Source organism: Halalkalibacter sp. HAAS-P013 (genome assembly GCF_056619925.1).
Genome location: NZ_JBWQTU010000011.1, coordinates 81,142 through 107,357 on the forward strand (window position 1 = coordinate 81,142; position 26,216 = coordinate 107,357).

Annotated in this window: 21 protein-coding genes; all 21 read right to left on the bottom strand. The window is 36.6% G+C overall.

Annotated elements, in window-relative coordinates; all coding sequences use genetic code 11:
- Window positions 1-145: 145 nt before the first annotated feature.
- Window positions 146-1,579 (bottom strand): PTS system trehalose-specific EIIBC component, encoded by a 1,434-nt coding sequence (treP, locus tag AC1FXP_RS15190; RefSeq protein ID WP_480062785.1) that lies wholly within the window; start codon window positions 1,577-1,579, stop codon window positions 146-148.
- A gap of 274 nt (window positions 1,580-1,853) precedes the next feature.
- A complete protein-coding gene (locus tag AC1FXP_RS15195; protein ID WP_480062787.1) occupies window positions 1,854-3,167 on the bottom strand; it encodes a polysaccharide biosynthesis protein in 1,314 nt (437 codons plus the stop codon).
- 164 nt (window positions 3,168-3,331) lie between these two features.
- Window positions 3,332-4,633, bottom strand: coding sequence for an ATP-binding protein (locus AC1FXP_RS15200; protein WP_480062789.1), 1,302 nt, complete (start codon window positions 4,631-4,633; stop codon window positions 3,332-3,334).
- A 255-nt stretch (window positions 4,634-4,888) separates the two neighbouring features.
- Window positions 4,889-6,244, bottom strand: coding sequence for an aminotransferase (locus AC1FXP_RS15205; protein ID WP_480062791.1), 1,356 nt, complete (start codon window positions 6,242-6,244; stop codon window positions 4,889-4,891).
- A 186-nt stretch (window positions 6,245-6,430) separates the two neighbouring features.
- Window positions 6,431-6,652, bottom strand: coding sequence for a hypothetical protein (locus AC1FXP_RS15210; protein WP_480062793.1), 222 nt, complete (start codon window positions 6,650-6,652; stop codon window positions 6,431-6,433).
- Between the two features lie 3 nt (window positions 6,653-6,655).
- Complete coding sequence (gene hydA, locus AC1FXP_RS15215) at window positions 6,656-8,080, bottom strand: dihydropyrimidinase (RefSeq protein WP_480062795.1); 1,425 nt, start codon at window positions 8,078-8,080, stop codon at window positions 6,656-6,658.
- Window positions 8,081-8,093: 13 nt separating this feature from the next.
- Window positions 8,094-9,368 carry an NAD-dependent dihydropyrimidine dehydrogenase subunit PreA gene (gene preA, locus AC1FXP_RS15220; protein WP_480062797.1) on the bottom strand — a complete coding sequence of 425 codons (1,275 nt, stop codon included), beginning with the start codon at window positions 9,366-9,368 and terminating at the stop codon, window positions 8,094-8,096.
- Window positions 9,369-9,390: 22 nt separating this feature from the next.
- The gene (locus AC1FXP_RS15225; RefSeq protein ID WP_480062799.1) at window positions 9,391-10,761 is read right to left on the bottom strand and encodes an NAD(P)-dependent oxidoreductase; all 1,371 of its coding nucleotides are present in this window, start codon (window positions 10,759-10,761) and stop codon (window positions 9,391-9,393) included.
- Between the two features lie 430 nt (window positions 10,762-11,191).
- Window positions 11,192-12,199 carry a Gfo/Idh/MocA family protein gene (locus tag AC1FXP_RS15230; protein ID WP_480062801.1) on the bottom strand — a complete coding sequence of 336 codons (1,008 nt, stop codon included), beginning with the start codon at window positions 12,197-12,199 and terminating at the stop codon, window positions 11,192-11,194.
- A 137-nt stretch (window positions 12,200-12,336) separates the two neighbouring features.
- The gene (locus AC1FXP_RS15235) at window positions 12,337-12,870 is read right to left on the bottom strand and encodes a chromate transporter (RefSeq protein ID WP_480062803.1); all 534 of its coding nucleotides are present in this window, start codon (window positions 12,868-12,870) and stop codon (window positions 12,337-12,339) included.
- A gap of 1 nt (window position 12,871) precedes the next feature.
- Window positions 12,872-13,447 (bottom strand): chromate transporter, encoded by a 576-nt coding sequence (locus AC1FXP_RS15240; protein ID WP_480062805.1) that lies wholly within the window; start codon window positions 13,445-13,447, stop codon window positions 12,872-12,874.
- Between the two features lie 51 nt (window positions 13,448-13,498).
- Window positions 13,499-15,148: a gamma-glutamyltransferase gene (ggt, locus tag AC1FXP_RS15245; RefSeq protein ID WP_480062807.1), complete on the bottom strand. Its 1,650-nt coding sequence runs from the start codon at window positions 15,146-15,148 to the stop codon at window positions 13,499-13,501.
- 291 nt (window positions 15,149-15,439) lie between these two features.
- Entirely contained in the window at window positions 15,440-16,288 is an 849-nt protein-coding gene (locus AC1FXP_RS15250; RefSeq protein ID WP_480062809.1) for a transglutaminase family protein, read from the bottom strand.
- Window positions 16,285-17,247 (bottom strand): alpha-E domain-containing protein, encoded by a 963-nt coding sequence (locus AC1FXP_RS15255; RefSeq protein ID WP_480062811.1) that lies wholly within the window; start codon window positions 17,245-17,247, stop codon window positions 16,285-16,287. Before AC1FXP_RS15255 ends, AC1FXP_RS15250 begins: the two co-directional genes overlap by 4 nt.
- A 22-nt stretch (window positions 17,248-17,269) precedes the next feature.
- A complete protein-coding gene (locus AC1FXP_RS15260; protein ID WP_480062813.1) occupies window positions 17,270-18,700 on the bottom strand; it encodes a circularly permuted type 2 ATP-grasp protein in 1,431 nt (476 codons plus the stop codon).
- Between the two features lie 274 nt (window positions 18,701-18,974).
- Complete coding sequence (locus AC1FXP_RS15265) at window positions 18,975-20,795, bottom strand: ABC transporter ATP-binding protein (RefSeq protein WP_480062815.1); 1,821 nt, start codon at window positions 20,793-20,795, stop codon at window positions 18,975-18,977.
- The gene (locus AC1FXP_RS15270; RefSeq protein WP_480062817.1) at window positions 20,788-22,512 is read right to left on the bottom strand and encodes an ABC transporter ATP-binding protein; all 1,725 of its coding nucleotides are present in this window, start codon (window positions 22,510-22,512) and stop codon (window positions 20,788-20,790) included. The genes AC1FXP_RS15265 and AC1FXP_RS15270 overlap by 8 nt, the downstream gene beginning before the upstream one ends.
- 163 nt (window positions 22,513-22,675) lie before the next feature.
- Entirely contained in the window at window positions 22,676-23,842 is a 1,167-nt protein-coding gene (locus AC1FXP_RS15275; RefSeq protein WP_480062819.1) for an ATP-binding protein, read from the bottom strand.
- Window positions 23,843-23,940: 98 nt separating this feature from the next.
- Window positions 23,941-24,624 (bottom strand): Na-translocating system protein MpsC family protein, encoded by a 684-nt coding sequence (locus tag AC1FXP_RS15280; protein ID WP_480062821.1) that lies wholly within the window; start codon window positions 24,622-24,624, stop codon window positions 23,941-23,943.
- A 198-nt stretch (window positions 24,625-24,822) separates the two neighbouring features.
- Window positions 24,823-25,266, bottom strand: coding sequence for a hypothetical protein (locus tag AC1FXP_RS15285; protein ID WP_480062823.1), 444 nt, complete (start codon window positions 25,264-25,266; stop codon window positions 24,823-24,825).
- A gap of 245 nt (window positions 25,267-25,511) precedes the next feature.
- A complete protein-coding gene (locus AC1FXP_RS15290; RefSeq protein WP_480062825.1) occupies window positions 25,512-26,204 on the bottom strand; it encodes a Na-translocating system protein MpsC family protein in 693 nt (230 codons plus the stop codon).
- Window positions 26,205-26,216 lie beyond the last annotated feature (12 nt).

The window sequence follows — 26,216 nt, forward strand, 5'->3', positions numbered from 1 at the left end:
CAAGTATAGCTCAAAAGCACATCAATTCGGTCTTATTGATGTGCGCTTCTGTATTCTAAATTTCGAATGCTCTACTTCTTCAATGTAATACTGTGTAAAAAAGAGATAGCAACCACTGATGGTTGCCTCCCTTTTTCTTATTACCTTATTTACCTAAACGCTTATATGCGTTAATACCCATTTTTGTCTTAGCAAACACCATAGTTAATATGATTGGAACAACAATTGCTACGACCATCGCAACAGCAAACATAAGCATATGTTGTACTTGGATTGAAAGAATGCCAGGTATACCTCCGACACCAATTGAATTAGCCATTACTCCACTACCAACTGATATAACAGCTGCCATCGACGATCCAATAATCGCAGCAAGGAATGGGAATCCATATCGTAAATTAATCCCGAAAATTGCCGGCTCTGTTACACCTAAATAACATGAAATAGAAGCTGGAACTGAAACTTGTTTTTCTTTTTCATCTCTTCTATTTAATATGATCATTGCTACAACAGCTGAACCTTGCGCAATATTCGATAATGCGATCATCGGCCATAAGTTTGTACCACCAAACTCACTCATTAATTGTAGGTCGATAGCATTTGTCATGTGATGAAGTCCTGTAATCACTAATGGTGCATAAGCAAAGCCAAATATTGCGGCAAATAGCCATCCAAATGCAGATGTTAATCCCGTGTAAACCACATTAGAAACCCAAGAACCAATTGTCCAACCAATTGGACCTAAAACAACGTGCGCCACTAGTACTGCGGGAATTAATGCAAAAAACGGAACAAAAATCATGGAAACAACACTTGGAATAACTTTACGTAAGCCCAATTCTAAATAAGCAAGAACAAAACCGGCTAAAATTGCTGGAATAACTTGAGCTTGGTACCCAATCATTTCAACTTGTGCAAAACCAAAATCCCAAAAAGGAATTTCTTCTGTACCAGCTACTCCGTAAGCATTCAAAAGTTGTGGAGACACTAAAGTAATACCTAAAATAATACCGAGAATCTGCGTCGTCCCCATTTTCCTTGAAATAGCCCACGTAATCCCAACAGGTAAGAAGTGAAATATTGCTTCACCAATCAACCATAAGAATGCATGAACACCAGCCCAGAATTGGGAAACTTCAACTAATGTTTGCGTTCCTCCATTCATCATTTCAATTTCGCCAATAACATTTCTAAACCCTAAAATAAGACCCCCAACAACAAGCGCCGGAATTAATGGCGTGAAGATATCTGCAAGGTGACCAATTAAACGTTGCAGAAAATTCATATTTTGTTTTGCTGCTTCTTTTGCCTCTTCTTTAGACGTATCACCAACACCAGATATTTTAGTGAATTCATTATAAAATGAAGCGACTTCATTACCAACAATAACTTGAAATTGCCCTGCTTGCGTAAATGTTCCTTTAACAATAGGAATCTCTTCTACCTTCTTTAAATCTGCCTTTTTTGGATCGTTTAAAACAAATCTCATTCGAGTTGCACAGTGAGTTACAACAGAAATGTTTTCGCTTCCACCCACATGTTCGAGCAACTGTTTGGCTGAGTCAGTATACTTGCTCATTATTTCTCCCCCTTTTTCTTCTACATAGCAAAACATTTATTTTTCACTATTTGTATATACAAGTTCTGATTGCGTTTTCATTCTAACTTGTATGTACAAGCATGTCAATGACTTTTTATTTTTTATTAATAGTTTTAAGAAAGGATATTCAACCATATTGCTCATCGTATTTTGCCTACAGGCAGAAGATATATTCACTCTATCCTTTACATAAACAAGAAAAGCTCATAAAAAAACCAATGTTCAGATTTTTTTCTGAGCATTGGTTTTAACTTTATTTTGTTTGCAAAAACAAATCCACATTAATTTTTTTGCAAATGGTTAAATAATGTAAGAATGTTAGCAATACCGCTCCCATATTCATCCCCAAAATAATTCCATCCATTTGAAAGCTTGGGTTAGAGCCTAAAACATACATCATGACAAAAGAAAATACCGTCGAGTAGAGGGCATGAACAAAAGCATCCTTCACGAGTCCAAGACCAATTAAATAGGCTTGCATAGGAATAACAAAGAAATGAAATAAAAAATATGGAACCAATAATTGTAAATAACGGATTGCTGGTGAATTCTCAAAGAAGAGACTAGTTAACGGTTCAGCAAAGAAATAAAAGACTGCCACAGCAGGTATTCCATATACTGCTGTTAATAACATTACCTTTCTTAACAGAGATCGTAACCTTGACGTATCTCCCCTTGAGTAAGCCTCAGATACAGTTGGTATCAAAACAATCAACAAGGAATGAGCAATAAATGCTGGAAAAAAGCCAATCGTAAAAGCTACCCCCGCCATCTTCCCATATTGTACCATCGCAAGTGAATCAACCATACCTGCTCTTACTAATGTTTCTTTAATAAAAAAAGGTTTCACTGCAAAAGCAGCAGCATGGAAAATACGTAATCCAGTTGTCGGTATTGACACTTCTAGCAAACTTTTCCGTACTTTACTGCCTGAGAGGTTTGCCCTCGGTTCTCGTTTCAATACCCTCATTTGAATAAGAAAGGCAATAAACAAAAAGCTTAGTACTAGAAACTCACTAGCAATTAACGTACATAACGCAACTAACAAAGCTACTTCCGAGTCAAATGAAGTAAGCATAAATAGGATAATTAATAAAATGAGTTGTCCTGCACGCCTAAGGAAGTTGGCAAATGCGATCTTCCCCATTTTTTGTGCTCCCATGAAGTAACCTCTTGCTACGGAGGAAAACGCGATGATCGGAATCAGGCAGAGAAATAACCAAGGAACAAGCGGATGATATCGGTCAAACACAGGAATAATCGGTAGTATCCATACCGCTAGTAATGAAAACACAACCGTGCACACTGTCGCAAATTTTAACGCATGCATCAACATGCTACGATGAAAAATTTCATTTTGCTCAGCAACAAACTTAGAAATAGAAATAGGAAGTTCAAGACTGGCTATAACAACAATAAACAGCACCGTCGGCAAGATCGACATGTATAATCCAAGGCCTTCCTCCCCTAATTCCCTTGCCAAAACCATATTAATAAGAAACTCTATACATTCACCTAGAAAAGCTGCAACAATTAACAGTAACGCACTCTTAAAAAAGATATTCATTGTTTCTCTCCCCCACATCCTGTCCATAAATTTATATGAGACAAGTTGCTAAAATATGGTTGAGAAAAGCAAGATTCATCAGAATAAAATAAAAAAACCAAGCTTGTATAACTAAGCCCGGCAAGAAAGTACTAATTATTTTTCATAACAAATTGAATCTCAAACTAATCATTAGTTGTTGATAACGCTGCGACCTCTATGGACGACTTCGTACTTTGATTCATTGGCATTACGATGGTCACCTTCGTTCCAACATTAACACGACTTTCATATCTTAATGTTCCGCCCATCTCCTCAATAATTCTAAATGAAACCATGGTCCCAAGCCCTGTCCCCTCTTCTTTAGTTGAATAAAAGAGAGTCCCAATGTTAGTCAGTTGTTCTTGGCTCATTCCTTTTCCGTTATCTGCAATAGTAATTCTCACAACGGTTTGGTCTTCTTCGACTTTTACAGTTACTTGACCTTTTTCAGGAGTTGCTTCAATGGCGTTTTTTATTAAATTAATTAATACTTGTTTAAATTGATTTTTATCACTACTAATTAATGTGTTCTTTGTTCCTTCAATATTCAACTCAACATTCTCTTTAAGAGAATAAGGGGTTAAAAAACTAATAATCTCATGTAAAATCTGATTCACTTCAATCACTTGAATATTCTTAAATTGTGGTTTTGCAAAATTTAAATAATCGCTAATAATTTGCTCTGCTCGATTCATTTCATGCAATGCAATATTAAAGTATTCTTTTTTCTTTCCTTGTTCATCTTTTTGCATTAATTGGAGAAAACCTTTCACTACTGTCAACGGATTACGAACTTCATGTGCGATAGAAGCAGCCAACTCACTAATAGCATTTAATTTTACAGCTCTTTGCATCTCCTCTTGTATCCGCTTTCTTTCTGTTAATTGTTCCAAAAGTAAGGTTGCAAACCCGACTGAAATAACGAGTGCACCAATAAAGACAAGTATGTAATAGATAAAGTGACCTAATTGTCTATTTAAGTCTCCACTTAACTTTAAATAAACAGCCAATAGCGTTAATTGAGTAAGCGCAGGCCAAAAAATTAACATAATAGAAAATCTGACTCTTTCCCACTTATGTATAATTTGTTGATAGCGATTGGTGAATAAATGAAACATAAGAGAAGAAACAATAATGACGCCAAGGCCAATAAAAAGATGCTCTCCACCAATAATTGTTCTTGTTAAGAGCGTCACTCCACAAATAGCCCAACCTGCTTTAGGACCCCCATATAAAAAAGCAAGCATTAATAAAACATAACGTAAGTCCCAATGTAATCCTTGTTCTTTAAACGAGAAAACGATACACAAAATAGCTGCTACACCAAATAAAATAACTAAGACGAATTTTGACTGTTTATCTTTTCTGTCATTTAGAAAAAGAGTAACAACCAAGATTGGCATCAAAACGATTAAGAGATGTAACAGGAGTTTTTCTGCAATCATGTAAAGGCTCCCACCTTTTCGTCCACTCACAGTGGATTCATTAATGTTACATCAATATTCGACATTCTCTCTGTTAATCCTTCAAAAAATTAGAAATTTTGTCAGTATATAATCTGACATTCTCTTAATTTTAAAGAGGCGTTTACACTTACAAACAACCGAAAAAAATCCTACAATAAAAAAAGCCCTACTTTAAGGTAATAGTTCTAGCAGGGCTTCTGCCAATTAATTAATTCCAATATATCTATGCTCCATTTATAAATTAAGATTTACTGACTCTACAATTGTTTTAACAAGTAGCTTAACTTCCTCTTCGTTAATTATGAGAGGAGGAGCAATGGTTAGTACATTATTAAATCCGGCAACTGTAGCACCATTTTTCCCAATAATCACACCTTTCTCTTTACAGCTAGCAATGACTTTATTTACAAGTTGAACATCAATCGGCTCTTTAGTCTCTTTATCATTTACTAGCTCAATTCCAATAAGCAATCCTTTGCCTCGAACGTCACCAACATTCGGGTGTGGTAATAACTGTTTTATTAGTTCTTCTAACATTTCTGCTCCAACGGCTTTTGCCCTCGTATATAACCCTTCTTTTTCCATAATTTCCAGATTCTTTAACGCTAATGCACATGCTGCAGGATTCCCTCCAAATGTGTTGACATGTCTAAAATAATCATACTCTTCGGACCCTTTAAACGCATCGTAGACTTCTTTTTTAACAGCTGTAACGGATAATGGTAAATATGCACTTGTTATCCCTTTTGCCATCGTAATAATATCTGGCTTTACACCATAGTTCATAAACCCAAATGGCTCCCCCGTACGCCCAAAGCCACAGATGACTTCATCGACAATTAATAAGGCCCCTTTTTCCTGACAGACTTCCTGTACGGACTTGAGGTAATCTTCAGGTGGGAGAAGGATACCTCCTCCTGTAATAATCGGTTCCATAATAACAGCAGCGACTGTTTCTGCTAGCTCCCAAACCATCATTTGTTCAATTGCTTTTACTTCCTCTCGCTCTCTCCCTGTCTTAGTCGAATCCACTGGAGATCGGTACGTATCAGGAGGTGCCACGTGAAGAAAACCTGTAGTCATCGGTTCATATTTATACTTCCTTTGCGCTTGGCCAGTAGCAGCCATTGCCCCCATCGTGTTTCCATGATAGGAACGATATCTTGAAATGATTTTATAACGGTTTGATTCGCCTTTTTGCTGGTGATATTGACGGGCAATTTTAAAGGCAACTTCATTCGCCTCTGACCCACTATTGGAATAAAAAATAACGTAATCTTCACCAAGCAATTTATTTAACTTCTCTGCCAACTCAATAGCAGGGCCATGACTATGTGTAAGAGGAAAATAAGCAAGTTGCTTCATTTGTTCATAGGCAGCTTCTGCTAACTCTTTTCTTCCATAACCAACATTCACACACCAAAGACCAGACATTGCATCCAAGAAGCGATTTCCTTCTTCATCTGTTACCCATACTCCTTTTGCTTCTTTTGCAATTAGTGTATTAGTTGGATTATATGGCTTCATGGCATGCCAAACATACGCTTCATCCTTCTTCTGATACTTACTCGTTAACTCTGATTTTGACATAATACCTCCTCCTAACCTCTTCTACATTTTTATTTACTGGTTCTAGATTTTAGACACGATATTCATACGCTTTAATGTAAAAACTTAATATCTTACATTATTATCATGTGCTCTATTCTCACACAAAAATAAAAATAGGTGTCCATAAGGCGGAAACTTAACCTTTTGGACACCTAAAAAGTCCCTTTAAGCCCTTTTCTTCTCAAGCATTTTGGTCGCAAAATACTTTCGTGCATCGGCTGTTTGAATTTGCAGCTGGATATAGTCTTCCTCCTGGTCCCCATTTATTCTTAAAAAATCCACAAATGATCCACCTACATTCTCGATAACATTTGTGATTTTATAACCTTTCTCGAACAAAAGGTCAATTTTTTCACGTTCATTTATGAACTGCTGATAATCTGACACATCTTACACCTCCACTTGCAGAGATTGGTTCATAAGCGTCTCTTTCACGGAGCTAAACTTTTGGCGTTTAACATACTGCCCTGCGCCTTCTGCGCCAACAAACGATTTCTCACGAATAACAAATTCACCTCTTGATAAGACACTGATTGGTTCCCCCGTCACTTTCATTCCTTCAAATGGATTATAATCTACGGCCATGTGATGGGTAGAAGCAGAGATCATACGCTCGACATTTGGATCAAATAAAACTAAATCGGCATCTGTTCCAACAGCGATTGTTCCTTTTTTTGGAAATAAGCCGAATAATTTTGCTGCTCTTGTTGAGGTGAGGTCAACAAATTGTTGCATTGAAATCCTGCCTTTTTTTACACCTTCTGAAAACAGCAAACTTACACGGTCTTCTATTATCGGTCCTCCATTTGGTATTTTTGTAAAGTCTCCTTTGCCAAGATCCTTTTGACCTTTAAAGTCAAATGAGCATTGATCTGATCCTAAAGTTTGGAGCTGGCCTGTTTTTAACGCATTCCAAAGAACTTCTTGGTGAGCCTTCTCTCGTAATGGCGGTGACCATACATACTTTGCTCCTTCAAAATCTGGTTTTTCTAAATAGGTTTCATCGAGAACTAAGTATTGGGGGCACGTTTCTCCATACACTTGAATTCCTTTTTGACGCGCTTCTATAATCTTTTCAACTGCTTCCGCACACGAAACATGAACAACATAAAGCTGTGAACCGGCTAATCCAGTCAATTGTGCTGCACGTCCAGTTGCTTCGCCCTCTATTTCAGAAGGCCTTGTTTTAGCATGATAAATTGGATCTGTCTGCCCATTCGCTAATGCTTGTTTTGTTAAATATTCAATGACATCACCGTTTTCTGCATGCACCATTACGAGACTACCAAGATCTCTTGCCGCAATTAATGTGCGAAACAACGTCTCATCATCTGCTTGAAAAACATTTTTGTATGCCATAAAGACTTTAAACGATGTAATTCCCTCTTCCTCTATTACAGAAGGAAGTTGTTCTAATAAGGAGTCATTAATTTCCCCAATCATTAAATGAAAACTATAGTCTATTACTGCATTATCCTGCGATTTTAAGTGCCAGCGGTTAATAGCTGCTTGAAGTGGCTCTCCTTTATTTGTGAGACAAAAATCAATAACGGTTGTTGTTCCACCAAAAGCAGCTGCTTTTGTTCCTGTTGCAAAATCATCCTTTGATACGGTACCACCAAATGGCATTTCTAAATGGGTATGAGGGTCAATTCCGCCCGGAAAAACGTATAAGCCAGAAGCATCAATAATTTCTGCACCATCTTTATTTAAGCTCTTGCCTATTGCTGCAATTGTTTCTCCTTCAATTAGTAAATCAGCTTGATACTCGTCAGTTGCTGTTACAATCGTTCCATTTTTAATTATTTTCCTCATCTTTTTCCCTCCATCATACTTTGACAGTATTCGTATCATTAATAATTGTTTGACGTTCATTCCAAGTCATTGATGGCAACCCTGTTTTTAGCTCAACCATATCAATTGCTCCATCTACTGGACAAACAATAGAACAAAGGTTACAACCGACACAATCTTCCTCTCTCACTTTTAAATATTTATTACCTGATGGATCTTTTAACATATCAATACATTGATGCGATGTATCTTCACAAGCTATATGACACTTGTTGCAGTTGATACAGGTATCTGGATTGATTCGGGCAACAATTTTATGATTTAAATCTAGATCGCCCCAATCTGAGTACCTTTTTACAGATTGACCTACTAGTTCACCAACAGAAGAAAGGCCCTTTTCCTCTAGATAATTGGAGAGACCATCTATCATGTCTTCTACAATACGGAAACCGTGATGCATCGCAGCTGTACAAACTTGAACATTAGAAGCTCCCATTAACATAAACTCAACAGCATTTCTCCAGTCTGACACGCCGCCCATTCCTGAAATAGGAACTGAAACAAGTGGATTTCTTGCGCATTCAGCTACCATATTAAGGGCAATTGGCTTAACCGCTGGTCCACAATAGCCTCCATGCGCTCCTTTTCCTGCAACATGAGGGATCGTATTCCAAGTTTCTATATCGACCCCAGCTAAACTATTAATAGTGTTAATCATACTGACCGCATCCGCTCCACCTTGCACAGCTGACTCAGCTGTTACCGTAATGTCAGTTATATTGGGAGTCAATTTAACAATAACAGGGGTTTGGGCAACTTCTTTTACCCAGTATGTTTGACGCTCAACTAGTTCTGGGACTTGGCCTGATGCCGCCCCCATTCCTCGTTCAGCCATCCCATGTGGACAACCAAAATTTAATTCTAATCCGTCTACCCCAACATCTTCGACTCGCTTCACAATCTCATGCCACTTCTCCTGCTTCGGCTCGACCATTAATGAAGCGATAATTGTATGATCAGGAAATCGTTTCTTCGTTTCCTCAATCTCTTTTAAATTTACCTCCAAAGGCCGATCGGTAATTAATTCGATATTATTAAAACCTGCAACCCTTTGACCATTAAAACTTACAGCAGCAAATCTAGACGATACATTCAATATAGGCTCACCTAACGTTTTCCAAACAGCACCTCCCCAGCCCGCTTCAAATGCTCTTTGTACTTGATACCCTGAATTGGTTGGTGGTGCAGAAGCTAACCAAAAAGGATTCGGTGAAGTAATCCCAGCGAAAGTAGTACGTAAATCAACCATGTTATCCCCTCCCATTTCTCGTCTACGCCATCTCGCTAGCTATTTTGGTATTCTGTTTGTGAATTTGGTAAGCTACTAGTTTTCCTTGCTGAGCAGCAGATACAACCATTGCTTCGCCTTGTCCCTTCCCAAAAATCACATCACCACAGGCATACACTTTTTCATTTGACGTTTGATAAGATTCTTCGTTAACTTTCACTACCCCGTCATCATGTTGTAAGCCAAATTGCTCAATCAGATCAATATAGCGTGATTGACCGATAGCACGTATTACAACATCGACCTCAAGAATAAATTCAGACCCTTCAATCGGAATAGGTTGCCTACGTCCATCATTACTCGGTTCACCTAGCTTCATTTTGATGCACTCAAGACCTGCCACCTTTCCAGCCTGATCAGTAATCACACGTTTCGGTAATGTTAACCACCTGAACTCAATACCTTCTTGTTTTGCAAACTCAAATTCAAATGGATACGCAGTCATTTCCTCTACTGTTCTGCGATAAACAATTGACACATTTTGAGCACCCAGACGTATCGAACACGTAGCAGCATCAATTGCAGTATTCCCAGCACCAATGACTGCTACCTTTTTATCTATATATTTCTCTGTAAATGTGCCAGACTTTGTTTCTTTTACAAATTCAATTGCATCAAGAACCCCCTCTGCGTCCTCTCCATCAATACCTACATAAGGAACAGCTGCCATCCCAATAGCGAGTACTACGGCGTCATAATCTTTCACTAGATCAACAGCTTGAACATCAACTCCAACTCTTGTATTTGTTCGGATCTCAACATCAAGACTCTTAACTTGTTCTACTTCCCAATAAGAGACTGCTTGTGGCAAACGAAACGAAACAATTCCATACGTATTTAAACCACCTGCTTCTTTTTCTGCTTCAAAAATCGTTACTGTATATCCTAATAAAGCAAGTTCCCGTGCAGCAGAAAGTCCAGCCGGGCCTCCACCAACAATGGCTACCTTCTTGCCATTTTTTTGTCCTGGTTTAAATAAAACTTGTTCATTTTTCATCGCCCAATCTGTTGCATATTTTTGCAAATTCCCAATCATAATTGGTTTAGTTGAATGATTTAACACGCAGGAGCCTTCACATAATTCTTCTGTCGGACATACCCTTGAACAGCTTGCACCAACTGGATTTTCCATCATAATTGTCTTGGCAGACCCTTTTAAATTACCTGAAGCAATTTTCTTAATAAATGATGGAATATCAATTCCAGTTGGACAAGCCTGTATACAGGGAGCATCATAGCAGTATAGGCAACGACTGGCTTCTTCTAATGCCTCTTGCTTGGAAAGACCGTTATCAACTTCTTGAAAATTTTGTTCAATTTTCGTAAGTAATTGATTCTTCAGACTTATACTCATGTGATGAACCTCCTTCTTCAACTAAATAAAGATTAGTAACGACGCCTATTAGGAAAGGTATTTCATACAAACCACAAGTTGTTTTTTGATTATTCTGAATACTAAGTCCGTAATAATCGTTTTCCCAATTCGTTGCATTATACAAAATGCAAATCATCGTTAATGAATAATTGACAGTAATATACAACTTGTTAAAATTGGAAATTATATTAATTATTCGTATCCTACCACATCTCTTTCCTTCTCACGTCTAATGCGGAAGGTTTTATTACATATTTTCATTACTCTCTATGTAACTCTATTTGTTATATTAGATGTGCTTTTAGTTCTACTGAAAATGAAAGAGGGGTTATCCCAAAGGTCTGTTTTTTGACCATTTGGGATAACCCCTAAGCAATGTGTGGATTCGCTACATCTTTATTACTGGCTCTTACACTATCATTAATCTATTTTGCTGTAACGACTTTTGACATTCCTCAAGAACTTTCATATTAGCGATTGTTTGTTCAATGCTATAGACTGGTTTATTCCCTGACCAAATACAATCCGAGAAATGTTCAATTTGAAGAGCATATTGATCACCTTTTACCCATTCTTCTCGTGTTTCACCGTTCTGATCTGTAATCAATATTTGACCATTCCCTTCTTGTATATCAGGTCTAAAAGCAGCCGGTACTTCTATTTTTCCCTTCGTACCAATCACTGTATATTGATTTTCATTAGGTTGCTGAAAACTGCAAGAAAAGCTAGCTGTAATCCCATCTTCAAAAGACAATAAACCTACTGTTGTAAGATCAACACCGAAGTTATCTGGAATATCGCCAGTAGCAAACACTTGCTTCGGCTCTTTATCTAGAATGAACCGACTGGCATGTATACAATAGCAACCAACATCGTATAGACTCCCGCCACCTAATCCTGGGTTTAAACGTATATTCTGTGCTTCACTTTCTACATCCATCGAATAGGAAAATGATGATCGCATAACATTAACATCACCAATAACCCCACCCTCAATCAATTCCTTCACACGCTGGTGTTGAGGGTGAAATTGATACATGAACGCTTCCATGAATAATACATTGTTCTTCTCACAAGCTTCAACCATACGCTTAACCTCTTCAGCTGTTATCGCTGCCGGCTTTTCACAAAGTATATGCTTCCCTTTCTCAGCCGCTTTCGTAACCCACGTTACATGAAGGTTGTTTGGCAAAGGAATATAAACAGCCTCAATTTCTTCATCATCTAATAACTCATCATAGCTTCCATACTGCTTAGGAATGTCAAACAAAGTCCCAAATTCCTCTGCCTTTTTTAAATCGCTGTTACTAGCAACAGCAATGACTTCCGCATTATTCGCTCTTTCTATTGCTGGGATCATGGCCTTCCTCGCAATACCTGCAGTACCTAAAATCCCCCATTTTATGGTTTTACTCATTTTCCTAACTCCTTTTCACTAAAGTAACTGTCCATATATTCATTCAAGACCGTACGAAAGAAACCCTTTTTATGTTAATAAAACCTGCTACTAAAAATAGGAGAGGTCATAGTAACCTCTCCCTAAAAATTTCCAAATTAAAAACTTAAAAAAATAGCTCCATATCCTAAGCCACCAACGATGACAAAAGCAGGATGAATTTTCCACTTCTCTAATAGTAAGAATCCAGCAATTATTAAGAAGAGAGTATGCCATACTCCCGCTCCAACGTATGAACTTTCTAAAAAGCGGTATGTTAAAACGCCTAATAAAATGGCTATAGTTGGACGCACAAGTGCTGTCATATTCTTAACTTTTGGAGAATCTTTAAATTTATACAAAAGCCCTAAAAGAGCAATCATTAATACTAATGATGGAGCAACCGTTGCAAAGACTCCAACAATGGCTCCAAACACTCCACCAACCTCATACCCGATATACCCAGCCATTTTCGTAGCGATTGGCCCTGGCAACGCATTACCTAATGCCAGTACCTCACTAAATTCCTCAACAGTCATCCATTGATATTTCGCCACTACTTCATATTCAACTAACGGAATGGATGCTGGGCCACCACCATAACCGAGTATTCCCGGAATAAAAAAAGCTAGAAACAATTCCCAATATATCATTTTAATTCGCCCCTTTCTGCTTTTCTATTTCTTCTTTTTTCTGCTTATTAGGCTTTAACAAAGCATAAGCTAGTAAAAGGGCAATAACGATTCCTGGATGAACTTGTACTAATTCGATTAATAAAAAACTAACCAATAGAAGAGTAATGCTAATTTTCCAACCGAGACCCTGATTTGACTTTTTAAAGAAGTCCCAAGTGAGAACCGCCATCATCACTACAACAATCGGGATCACACCCCTTGTCATTCCAGCAACCCAAGGTTGATCTTTAAAAGCTGTCAATGTCGTTAATAATACGATCATCATCAAAATGGATGGCACGATTGAAGAAAGCACTGCATTAATCATTCCTAATACTCCAGCAACACGATAACCAATATACCCAGCCATTTTCGTGTTAATTGGACCAGGTAACATATTCCCTAAAGCTAAAACATCACTAAATTCATCATCGTTCATCCACTTAAACGTTGTGACCACTTCTTTATGTACAAGCGGAATCGCAGAAGGGCCACCACCAAATCCTAAAATTCCCGATCGAAAAAATGCAATAAAAAGATTTATATGATTTTTCAAATGACTCCCACCTTAAACCAAAAATGTTCTATCCTATTCCTGAGATTGACTTTAATAACCAAGAGCCATCCCGTCTCCCCTTGGGTCTGCTCCACCTCGTTTTACGTTGTTATCATCTATCAGGATCGCACCTGCATGCCCCATAACATCAGTAAATTCCTCCACTACTTCTATATCATGCCCAAGACTTTCAAGAGCTTGAATGATTTCATCTGGCACTCTCGATTCGACTTTTAAATTATTCGAACTAGCTCCCCATGTTCGACCATATAACCATCTCGGTGCTTCAATCGCTGCTTGAACATCAAATTGATAATCAATAATTCTAGTGACCAATGCTGCTTGAGTTTGTGGCTGCCCCTCGCCTCCCATCGTTCCATAAACAAGGTAAGGTGAGTTCTCTTTTAGTAGCATTGCTGGATTTAAAGTGTGGAATGTTCTTTTGTTAGGCTCTAATGAGTTCACATTTTTTTCATCTAATGAGAAAAAGCTTCCTCTATTTTGCAGAAGTATACCTGTTTGTTTTGGAATAATTCCAGAACCAAAATCATGATAGATACTTTGAATAAATGAAACAGCATTTCCCTCTTTGTCGACCACTCCAAACCAAACTGTGTCTCCTTTAGGGTCTAACTGTTTTTCCATTACTTTGGAGAAGTTGCTATTGATTTGGTGAGCAAGCTCCATCCCATGTGATTTTGATAACAAGTCATCTAGAGGGATATCAACAAAATCAGGATCTGTTAACCATTGATCTCGATCTTTGAATGCTAGTTTCGTAGCTTCAATTAACAGATGATAATATTCTTTAGAACCTTCTTCAATTGTGGAAAAATCAAAGTTATTTAATATATTCAAAATTGATAATGATGCCATCCCTTGTGTATTTGGAGGCAAATTATACGCAGTATATCCTTTATAATCGACACTAATGGGATCGACCCAATTTGAACGGTGATTTTTAAAATCATTAAGAGTTAACAAACCACCATTTGCTTGGAGATCATCAACTATCTTCCTTGCAATCTCTCCTTCGTAAAACGCTTTGCTTCCTTCAGAAGCGATCAGTTCTAATGTGTTAGCCAAGTCTGGTTGTTTCAGTACTTCCCCTTTTTTATATAAAGATCCATCCGGCTTGAGGAATGTCCTTTTAAACTCATCAAATCGATGTAAGTATCTAAACTCACTATCTTCTTCGTTTATGTTCACTCTCGTCCAGTGCTCTTGACTAGGTGTGACTGCAAATCCATTTTTTGCATAAAGGATCGCCGCTTGTAGTAAGTCTTCCCAAGAATATGTACAACTGAGGTGATCTTTAGCATAACGATAGACTTCATCCCATCCAGCAACAGCACCCGGCACTGTATTGGCGGACAAATAACCACGAGAAGGTATTTTATTAAATCCTTTTTCTTTGTAAAAAGAGATTGAAGCATTTTCTCCTGAACGACCACTACTATTAAGAGCTTCTACTTTCTTTGTTTTCGCATTGTATATCAACCAAAAGTTATCGCCGCCAATGCTATTCATATGCGGATAAACGACAGAAATAGTTGATGCAGTTGCAATTGCTGCTTCAATCGCGTTTCCTCCATTTTGCAGGACGTTCATTCCCGCTTGGGACGCTAAGTAGTGAGGGGTTGTAATCATTCCATTTGGTCCCATTGTTGTTGCTCGATAAGCTTGATCATTCTTGCTCATAATTTACCACCCTTCCTCTCTATTACCATTATAATATCTTTTGTTAATTATTTTAAGGACTTTTACGAACAAAAAGAAATTAATTTTTATTTTTTAAAATCAAAAAGGTCATTTTATCAACATTGTAATTCCATTAATTATTAAAGGGTTGTTCCAATAAGGTCTATTTAGGACCTTTTGAAACAACCCCAATTTAAATGAACAAGTCGGTTTCTCCTCTTCAGTCTAGTACCGCACGGAGCCATCCTACTAGTCCCTTCCTTTAAAAAACCTCATCATCCGATACTATACTTAAACGATTGCTTTTACCGAAATTGATACATTCAAATCTTGCCGAGCACTACCGTAATGAACACCTTTCAAAGGTGAGATATCTGCATAATCACGACCTGTTGCTACACAAATATGTTGATTTTGTGCCATCATGTTATTTGTAGGGTCAAAACCAACCCATCCATATCCCGGAAAATAACCTTCTACCCATGCATGCGTAACCGAATCACCACGCATCGCTACAGCTTCTCCAGAATAAATATAACCACTTACATAACGGGCAGGAATCCCATGATAACGACAGACTGCTAACATCACATGAGTAAAATCTTGACATACCCCGGTTCGTTTTTCAAACGATTCTGTAGCAGTTGTTTTCACATCGGTTGATCCAGGCAAATATTGAAAATTTTCGTAGATATACGAATTTAACCGTTCCATAAAAACGTAAAGATCCACTTCTGTGCTTTCTAACGTATCACTAATTGAAGATAGTTGCTCAATAGATAATGAAGTATAGGGCGTCCTCATCAAATATTCAGCAAACGTTTGTTTAAACTTTTCGCTTACCATTATATCTTTCACTTCATCTGTCATCATCACATGCGCACGTGGGTGGTTTAACTCAATAATTGCTCTTGTTTTAACAAGTAGTTCATGATGTGGAGCCCATATGTAAAATGTAGCAACATCATTCTTCCAATAATCACGATGCTCTGAACAAAACGCATCTGGACTGATAGTTTGTTCGTATAAAAGAACTTGTTGATTCTCATTGGATATCGGTTTAAGAATACTCTGATTAATACTCTGCCTTATTGGCATGCTGTATTGGTAATGAGTGCTTTGAAGCACTTCGTATTTCATAATGATTTAATCTCTCCTAAGTAGTAAGTATCCATAATAGCGTTACCTACATCATCACATAATTGTTGAAGTCTTTGAAAATATTCATGAAGCGAAATTGACACTTGATCAAGCGAGTCATAACTTACTTCACTCATCAATTCATTCAATTTATTATATAAACCTTCCGAGTAACTTGTTACCCCATCAGCTTGTAACTTACTAAATGCATACTGTAATCGATGAACATTGAAGTTCGCTGACCGGGGTAAAGTTTTATCAAATATTAAATAATTGACTACTTTTAATGGTTCAATTAACGCTTGATATTTTTGTAAATACGATTCATATCCGCCAACTGCACTTAATACCGCACTCCAGTAATGATAATTTACATTTTCTTTATTATCTCGCGCTGATATTTTTTTATGATAGTACACATCTAGCGTTCTAGAGAGCTTTCGTAATCGCTCTACGTGTTTCCCAAACATAATAAAGGAATAGGAATCTCCACGCGGCATTAAACCAGTTACAATCCCTTGATATTGAAATGATTTTTCCAATATCATTTGAAAAAAGTCATTTAATTGTTCAATAGTAACTTCTTTTATTGGAAAAGCTTTTATTTTCAAGTACAACTCGTTAATTACTTCCCACAGTTCCAATGGAATAATTTCACGCATCCCCTTTGCATTTTCCCTTGCAATGGAAATACAAGAACTAATTGAATTAGGGTTATCTTTAGAAAAAGCAAGATATTGAATAACTGAAGAACGATTACAATCAGCATAACATTTATAAAATTGGTTAATATCACTAGAGATCTTCACAAGTTCTTCCCAGTCATCATCTCGATCTATTTTCGGATTATTATTTTCTAAAATACTGACTAAACGAACAGACAATAACTTTGTTATATTATCAGCGCGCTCCATGTTTAACGATAACCAATAAAGTGAATCCGCGACACGACTTAGCATGATTTCCCCTCTTTTCTGTAACTTAGTCTAAAACCCAAGTATCTTTCCCTCCACCACCTTGCGAGGAATTCACTACAAGTGAACCTTTTCTTAACGCAACACGAGTTAATCCACCAGGAACTACATGTGGCACTTCATTTAGAACGATAAAAGCACGCAAATCTATATGACGGCCCTTTATTCCTTCATCGGTAAATGTTGGTGATTGAGAGAGCGAGATAGTAGGTTGCGCAATAAATAAACTAGGATTTTCTATAATTTTTTTACGGAAAAGAGCTTTCTCCTCTTCTGTTGCTTGAGGGCCAATCAACATATTATAACCACCAGAAGAGTTTCTTTCTTTGAATACTAAGTCATCTAAATTATCAAGAGCATACTCATAATCTTCCTGCTTTGACAATTGATATGTCTCAACATTTCTTAAAATTGGTTCCTCATTCAAATAAAAACGAATCATTTCCGGTACATAGGCATATGTTGCCTTATCATCTGCAACTCCATTTCCAACTCCATTGGCAATGGACACATTTCCTGTTCTATAAGCATCTATTAAACCAGGTACTCCAATTAACGAGTCTTCACGAAACACTAACGGATCTAAGTAATCATCATCAATACGCCTATAAATGACATCAACTTGTTTTAAGCCTTTAGTCGTTTTCATATAGACAACTTGATTATTAACAACTAAGTCCCGTGCTTCCACCAATTCAATCCCCATTTCCTTTGCTAGAAAACTATGGTCGTAATATGCAGAGTTATAGACTCCTGGGGTTAACAAAACAATGGTTGGATGCTCCTTTTTATTTGGGGCAATATATTTTAAAGCCGCATGCATTTCATGCAGCTGATTTTCCAGTGATTCAATTGAATAATCATTAAATAAGTCCGGGAACAGTTTTCTCATGACAAAGCGATTTTGAAAAACATAAGAAAGACCTGAAGGATTACGAATATTGTCTTCTAATACTAAATAATTGCCTTCATGATCGCGAATGAGATCGATTCCAGCTATAAAGATATGATTCTTCTCAGGAACTTTGATTCCATATACTTGATGATAAAAGTGGGGGGACGTAACAACTAAATCCCGTGGAATCACTCCTTGATTTAATATTTCTTGTTCCGTATAAATGTCTTCTAAAAAAGCGTTAAGCGCTAAGACGCGTTGCTGTAAACCCTTTTCAACAAAAGCCCAGTCTTCCTTTGAGATAATACGTGGCAGTGGATCAAAAGGCATCGGTCTCTCAGTTTCTTCTGTATTGTTGTATACAGTAAAAGTGATTCCCTGACGCAGGAAGTTCTGTTGTGCTAATTGATAACGTGACTCCACAACCTTTTTATCGAGTTTTGAGATATTTTCATACAAAGGTTGATAATGAGCATGAGGAGACTCTTTTTCTTTAAACATTTCATCAAAAAAATGGGTTGCAACATCATAATTATTTATCAATAGAAGCACCTGCCTTTGAAGTTTGCTATAAATTATTCGACAACAAATTTAGATCCCCTTTACCGTTTTTTGAAAATTATGTAAGATAATATAACAAATTAAGCAAGAAATAAGTTTTCTTGAAGCAAGAATTCTGAATAGATTCTATTGGATTTAGTGTAGTAGGAATACTGCCCCTGATACCAATAAAACGGTCACCTATCCCCCCCTGGATGATGACCGTTCTTTATTATCTTTTTACAAGGATTACTCTTTTTAACAAGAATGTCTCCCTTTACGGACGACTACACATGTCATAATAATATCCTCTTTCAGCGAGTAATTGATCATGCGATCCCTTTTCAAAGAGTTTCCCTTCTTTTAAAACGATAATCTGATTCGCTTCCTTAATCGTATTTAAGCGGTGAGCAATCACAAAACTCGTTCGACCTTTCATTAGCCTTCGAAGAGCTTCTTGGATTTTAATTTCAGTAATGGTATCAATGCTACTAGTCGCTTCATCTAAAATTAACATCGATGGCTTTGCAAGCATGACTCTCGCGATTGATAACAGCTGTTTTTGCCCTTGACTAATTCCGGTGCCATCTTGATCTAATGCAGTTTCATACCCGTCTGACAAGGAGGTAATAAATGTGTGAGCATTTGCCTGCTTCGCTGCTTCTTCTACTTCCTCATCACTTGCATCAAGTCTACCATAACGAATGTTTTCTCTAATTGACCCTTGAAACAAGTGCGTATCTTGAAGAACAAAGCCAAGATGCTGCCGTAAACTCCCAATTTTCACTTCAGTTATATCAAGCCCATCGACTATAATCGCTCCACTTACTGGTTCATAAAATTTGGAAAGCAAATTAATAATTGTCGTTTTACCTGCTCCTGTTGGACCGACTAGAGCAACGGTTTCACCCTCGTTCACCTTAAAGCTGATATTAGAAATGGTGTTTTGATCGTCCTCATATGAAAAAGATACATTCTCAAACGATACGTTTCCTTTTATTTCAGTCAGTTCACGGGCATTGCCTTTGTCTCTTTCTTCTTCCTCATCAATGACTTCAAACACTCTTTCTGCACCTGCTACGGCAGATAATAATGTATTAAACTGATTGGCAAGATCATTTAGCGGTCGCGTAAATTGCCTGGAGTACTCAGCAAAAATCACAATGACCCCAATTGTGATTAGATTATTAAATGCTAGGATCCCGCCTATTCCAGCAATTAGAGCAAAGCTCATATTATTTAATACATTCATTAACTTTGGAATAAAGCCGGAATACGTTTGAGCCCAAAACCCCGCTCCCCTCAAGCGTTCACTTTTCCCTTTGAAAGCATCTACTACATATTCTTCCTTAGAAAAAGCTTTAACAATTCTCTGACCAGAGATGGTTTCTTCGATATATCCATTAACTTCTCCTAAGTGCTTTTGCTGCTCTTTGAAAAATATGCTTGTTCTCCGCGTTATCCACTTCATCCCAAATACCATTAGTGGAACAACAGCCAATGTGATGACTGTTAATATAGGACTTAACCAAACCATAACAACAATAATTCCTATAAAGGTCAAAATACTTGAGAAAATTTGGATGACTGAACTATTTAACGTTGTACTGACATTTTCCATATCATTTGTCAGCCTACTCATGAGCTCACCATGTTGGCGTTTATCTAAATAGGAAATCGGCAGTTTTTGAAGACGAGTAAATAATTGAAACCTCATTGCATAAATCGTCTTTTGAGCTACTCCTATCATCCAAAAATTTTGTAACCATATACTAATTGAATAGAAAACGTAAATAAAAAATAGGAAGATTAATAGTTGGAACAACCCATTCACATCATGACTTACTAAGAACTCATCAATAGCCATTCCAACGAGGAAAGGTCCTAATAAACTTAATACTGAACTAAAAACAATCATTAATATGACAAGGACGATGTATTTTTTATGAACAGCAAGATAATTCCAAATGCGTTTGATTGTACTTTTCCAATTTTTTGGTTTTGTTTTCAATATGGCTTCTTCGGTTTTCGTATCGGAATCGGGTAAGGGTAAGGGAATCCTATTATAACGGAAAGGTCTCATCAGTTGATTAGACATTTAGCTCCTCCTCTCTCATCTGAGATTGAAGTATTACCCAATAAAGCTCTGATTCTTTCTGTAATTGTTCATGATTTCCTTCAGCTATCAATTGACCTTCTTTTAGTAAAAGGATGTTATCAGCCTTCATGGCAGAGCTTATCTTTTGAGTAATCATTAGCGTAGTGCATGAATAGTTTTTCAAAGCTTCTAGAAAGCTAGCTTCCGTTTTTACATCTAAGGCACTCGTACAATCATCTAATAGTAATATTTTAGGCCTGCGCACTAGTGCTCTAGCAATAGACAGCCTCTGCTTCTGTCCACCAGATAAATTAACACCTTTTTGTCCTATTTTTGTCTCATATTGATCCGGAAGTTTCTCAATCACATTATGAATTTGAGCATCTTTACATGCTTCGACTATTTCTTCTAATGTTGCCTCTTCGTTCCCCCATTGAATGTTCTCTCGTATCGTACCAGAGAATAAAAATACATCCTGAGGAACATAGCCAATTTGACGGCGCAAATGTTCAGAATTAATGTTCTTTATATCCAACTCATCTATAAGAATTCTACCTTCACTTGCCTCATACAACTTCGGAATGAGTTGAAATAACGTTGTTTTCCCAGACCCGGTTGCCCCTAAGATAGCTAACATTTCACCTGCATTTGCTTTAAAAGAGAGATCATATAACACTTTCCCTCGTGTTGTAGGATACGAAAAACCAATATGTTCAAATTCTATTGAACCATCTATTCGTTTCGAAGAAAGCTCACCTGCGTTTCCTCGTTGTTCCTCTCCATATTCTAACACTTCAGAAATCCTCTCATCTGATGCACGAGCTCTCGAAAAGACTATAATAATCATTGAAAATACGGTTAAAGCAGAAGTGATACGAGTTGCATAGTTTACAATCGCCACAACTTCCCCTACTTGAGCTCCTCCTGAATTAACCTCAAATGTACCAAACCATAGAATGGCCATAACGCCAACATTCATAAGAAACAACAATACTGGCATCGCAATTTCCATTAGCCTGAGTGCCGACATTGTTTTTTCCATCAATGCTTCATTGCTCTTTTTGAACCGATTATTCTCATGATTATGACGGACAAACACCTTAACTAGCCTCATTGCAGTGAGGTTTTCACGCATGACATGGTTCACGCCATCTAACTTCGCTTGGACGAGCTTAAAAAGGGCTCCTCCCTTTTTCATCATCCAAATTAAAAACATCACAATAACCGGAATTGCCACAGCTAAAATGAGAGCTAGCTTAACATTAATAAAAAACGCCATAATAGTGCCACCAATTATCAGCAATGGAGCTCGCATCATGATCCGTAAACTCATGAATATTGTATTTTGAATTTGTGTTACATCATTGGTCAGTCTTGTTATTAATGAGGATGTCTCAAACCTTTGCAACTGAGAAAAGGTAAACTTTTGAATTTTACTATATAGTCCAGAACGCAAATCAAACCCTGTACTTTGACTTACATGGGCTGCGTAAAAGGAGTTAATGACTCCCGCTGCAAAAGCAAGAAATGACAAAGCCACCATAATGCTGCCCCAGTGTATTATTACAGCTAAGTCCTCTTGTAATATTCCATCGTCGATTATTTTAGCTAACAATAATGGGTGAAGCAGTTCAACAAAAAGCTCAATTAGCATTAAGAACAACGCTATGCTAATCGGAAGTTTATACGGCCTTAAAAATCCAAATACGTTGGACACACAAACATCCCCCATACCTATTTATTTTCGCAATTCGAAATAACATAGTTAATTATAGCTTATTTTTTTAATTCTAGTAATATTTAGTTAGAATTATTAGACGATTCAAAATAACATAGTGTACAAATAAACCAATAGCCAATAAAATTCCTAGTGGCCGCCTCTATGTGACTACTGGTAAACTTATTTGAACTTTGGTTCCCTTCCCTTCTTCGCTTTCAAGACTTAAGCTACCACCATGCTCTTCAATAATATGATTGCTTATCATTAATCCAAGTCCTGTTCCATTTTCCTTTGTTGTATAAAATTGTTTTCCAATGTTGTCTAACTTCTCTTTGGGAATTCCTTTTCCTTGATCAATAATAGCAATTTCAATCAAATCATGGTTACGTGAAACATTAATAGCAATTATTCCTTCATGCTTCATTGCTTCTATAGCATTTCTTAAAATATTGATAAAGACTTGCTTTATTTTACTTTCGTCACATTGCACCATTACCTTTTTTAAGGTAGATTCCATTTGTAGTTCGATTTCAATATTGTACATAATTGCTTGAGTCTTCGTTAAAGTGACTACCATCTCAATGATCTCAAAAAGGTTATGTTTCTTCATTGATAATTCCTTTGGCTTTCCTAAAAAAAGTAACTCACTCACAATCATATTTATCCGCTCAATTTCAGATAGCATAATTTTTGTATACGGAGATTTCGTATCTGTATTATCTATTAATTGTAAAAATCCTTTTAAACTTGTAATTGGGTTTCTTATTTCGTGTGCAATCCCTGCAGCAAGTTCGCCTAATAACGATAATTGTTCAAAATGCTGCAGTTTTGATTGATTTTCCTTTTGTTCACTTATGTCTCTAACTAGTAAGAAATAAGTGTCACCCTGATGAGTAGGTAACGGCTTTCGATGAAGTTCTACATCGATCGTATTTCCCCCTACTGTGAGTTTCCCTAATCTACTTTGACTTCCGTCTACTTCCTCTCCCCCATCGCTCTCGTCATTAAAGTCAACATAGTTTGTGATGGACTTTCCAGTTAACTGAACCTCTGTTGCTTCAAACATAGATAATCCAGCCCTATTCACATAATCAATTTTGTCGTTTACAACAACGATAATCGGCATAGGAAGGAGCTCAATTATTGATTTTTCACTCTTGTTTCTGGTGCTCTTTTTTTCGATTGTCTTTTGTACACAAAAAACAACGAACAATAGAACAATACTAATGATTCCTACTTGCATGACAAGGTTTTCAGTAAACTGTGTAATGAACATTAAGAATGTACTAACTACCAGTATGATGATAATCCATGACTTATTTAACATATATCCTCCTTTTTAAATACAAAAAGACCTAACTCTCCCCAAAACGGTTGAAGTTAGGTCACGCGAGACTTTTTATTCCTCACATTTACCTTTTTATTTTATTGTAGAATAAACACCATAAGTGATTTATCTTTCTCAACATCCCAATCAATAAAGATGTCACGGACACCTCGATTAAGGATTTCGTTAAATTTACTATAGCGATGAAAGTATTTTTTCTCTAACTCATCCTTCGTTATAAGTAATTCGTTTTTGTACCCTTTTGATATTAATGCTTTTTCAATCTGAATTAAAATACCTTCTCTTTTTACTAAGATTGTTGTTTCAGATAGCGGGGTTACTTCAATATCATCAGGCACTTTCTGAACGAGTGCACTGATTCGACTAATTTCCTTTTCAAATTCCTGGATATTATTCACTTGTGTAATGCTCTTTTTTCCTACTTCGTTCTCAAATACAAGGATTATGACCCCTGTATTATTAGGAAAATTCCAGTCGTGATAATACTCAATGACATCAACTTCCAAAGAAATTTGAACAACTCCTTTGAGCTCTTCTAATACATGAGCAATGATGACTGACCGAGCATTATCGACATCCTTTGACTTCCCTTGTTGAAGAAGGACTTCTTCCATTGGTGAGATGAATCCACGTATATGTAATAATAAATAACGCTCTGAAAGTGTTCCTGAACAAAATTCAGGACCTCTCCCGAATTTTTTTCTAAGTAATTTACTTGTATAACTACTAATATGGTTTAATTGCTCTTGAAAGTCTGTCATTATACTCCCTCTTTCAAAAGGAACAATAGTCAATGCCGTTAAGACACCAACCAACTGCATTATACCACAAATTATTCCTTATTGGATAATTTATCTAGTAGTGATCAGCTATGTCCCCATGCTTTAATGGCACTTCGATAAAATCGTATGAGCATATTATTGACTTTGACTTTCAAAATTAAACTTCTTATGAAGGAATTACTTCAATACTTCGAGCAGTAAGTTCCTTCCGTATTCAATTAAATACTTCAATATAGTGACATGCTCTGTTGTTACATAGCATATAAAGGACTCTTGTGTCATCTGTAATTGCAGTTTCGTAAACAGCGTGTTTTGCACACCAATCATTTTAACGATTTTTGTTCCCATTTCAATAATGGAAGATGCATCATCAAAATCCTCTACTAAGACGTTTAGTAGTCTATTCATATTCACCTTTTTCTCTGTAATTATTTCATTTAAATAATAGTCAGCTTGCCCGCTAAGGAACTTTCTATTTGCAATAATGATTTTTTCTATTTCGTCCACTATTTTTTGTAGCTCTACCTTTTTTCCTTGTATTCTTTCGATAATTTGCACACTATACTTATGTTCATAAGTTGAGTAATCAGCGTTTTTTAACAAATCTTTTATATTCAGCATTCTATTTACTCCCCTAATTCAAATATTCCGAATTATCCCATAAATAAAAAAAGCCAAAACAGAGAATAAGAGTATTCCATTTCTGCTTTGGCTTATGTTTAGCTTTTTATCTCATCATTTAGACCACTATTATTTAATTTAGTTATTTAACCATTATTGTATTATTAAAGAGAAGTGTTTTTTCTATTCTACTATAAAATTACAATTCTTTTAAATTATACTTCATTATTATAAAAATGTAAATTTCATTTCACATAAAAGACGATATAACTTTTATTTTCTTCGTAATCCCATGTAACGAAAAGCTGATTAATCGTCTGACCAAGAACTGGCTCAAATTCATGGCGGTAATCATTATAATTTTTCCGTATTTCCTGCCCTCGCTCTAATAGCAAGTCCTCATATCCATTCTCAAACAAAAGGTTTTCCGTTTTAATAAGAACTCCACTACATTCCATGACATGTATAGCTGTATCGGACAAAATCCATTTTACACGTGATGGTCTTTTATGTACTTTATTACCTACATATTTAATCTTTTCGATAAAGGAGTCTTCCAATGCATTGTTTGCACTAGGCTCAGCAAGTAGCGATTCCGTTCCAACAAACATAATTAATCCTACATTTTGTTCGTAATCCCAATCAAAAAGCGATTTTTTTATTCCTATGTTTGTCACCCTAGTAATATCTGCTTTCACCTCTTCAATGATCGCTTTTACTAAAACTGATCGAAATTTCAAAGCAAGACTTAACTCATTTTTTTTGCAAAGCACTTCCTCAGCGGGTGTAATAAAATGATGGACCTTCACAATAATAAGGTTATTTTTAACAATAATATTGCATTGCTCTGGACCTTTCCCTAATCGTCGTTTCATAATCTTACAAATAAAACTACTTAAATACGTTAAATCTCGTTGCTTATGACTATCCTTAAGCATTTAATAATCCTC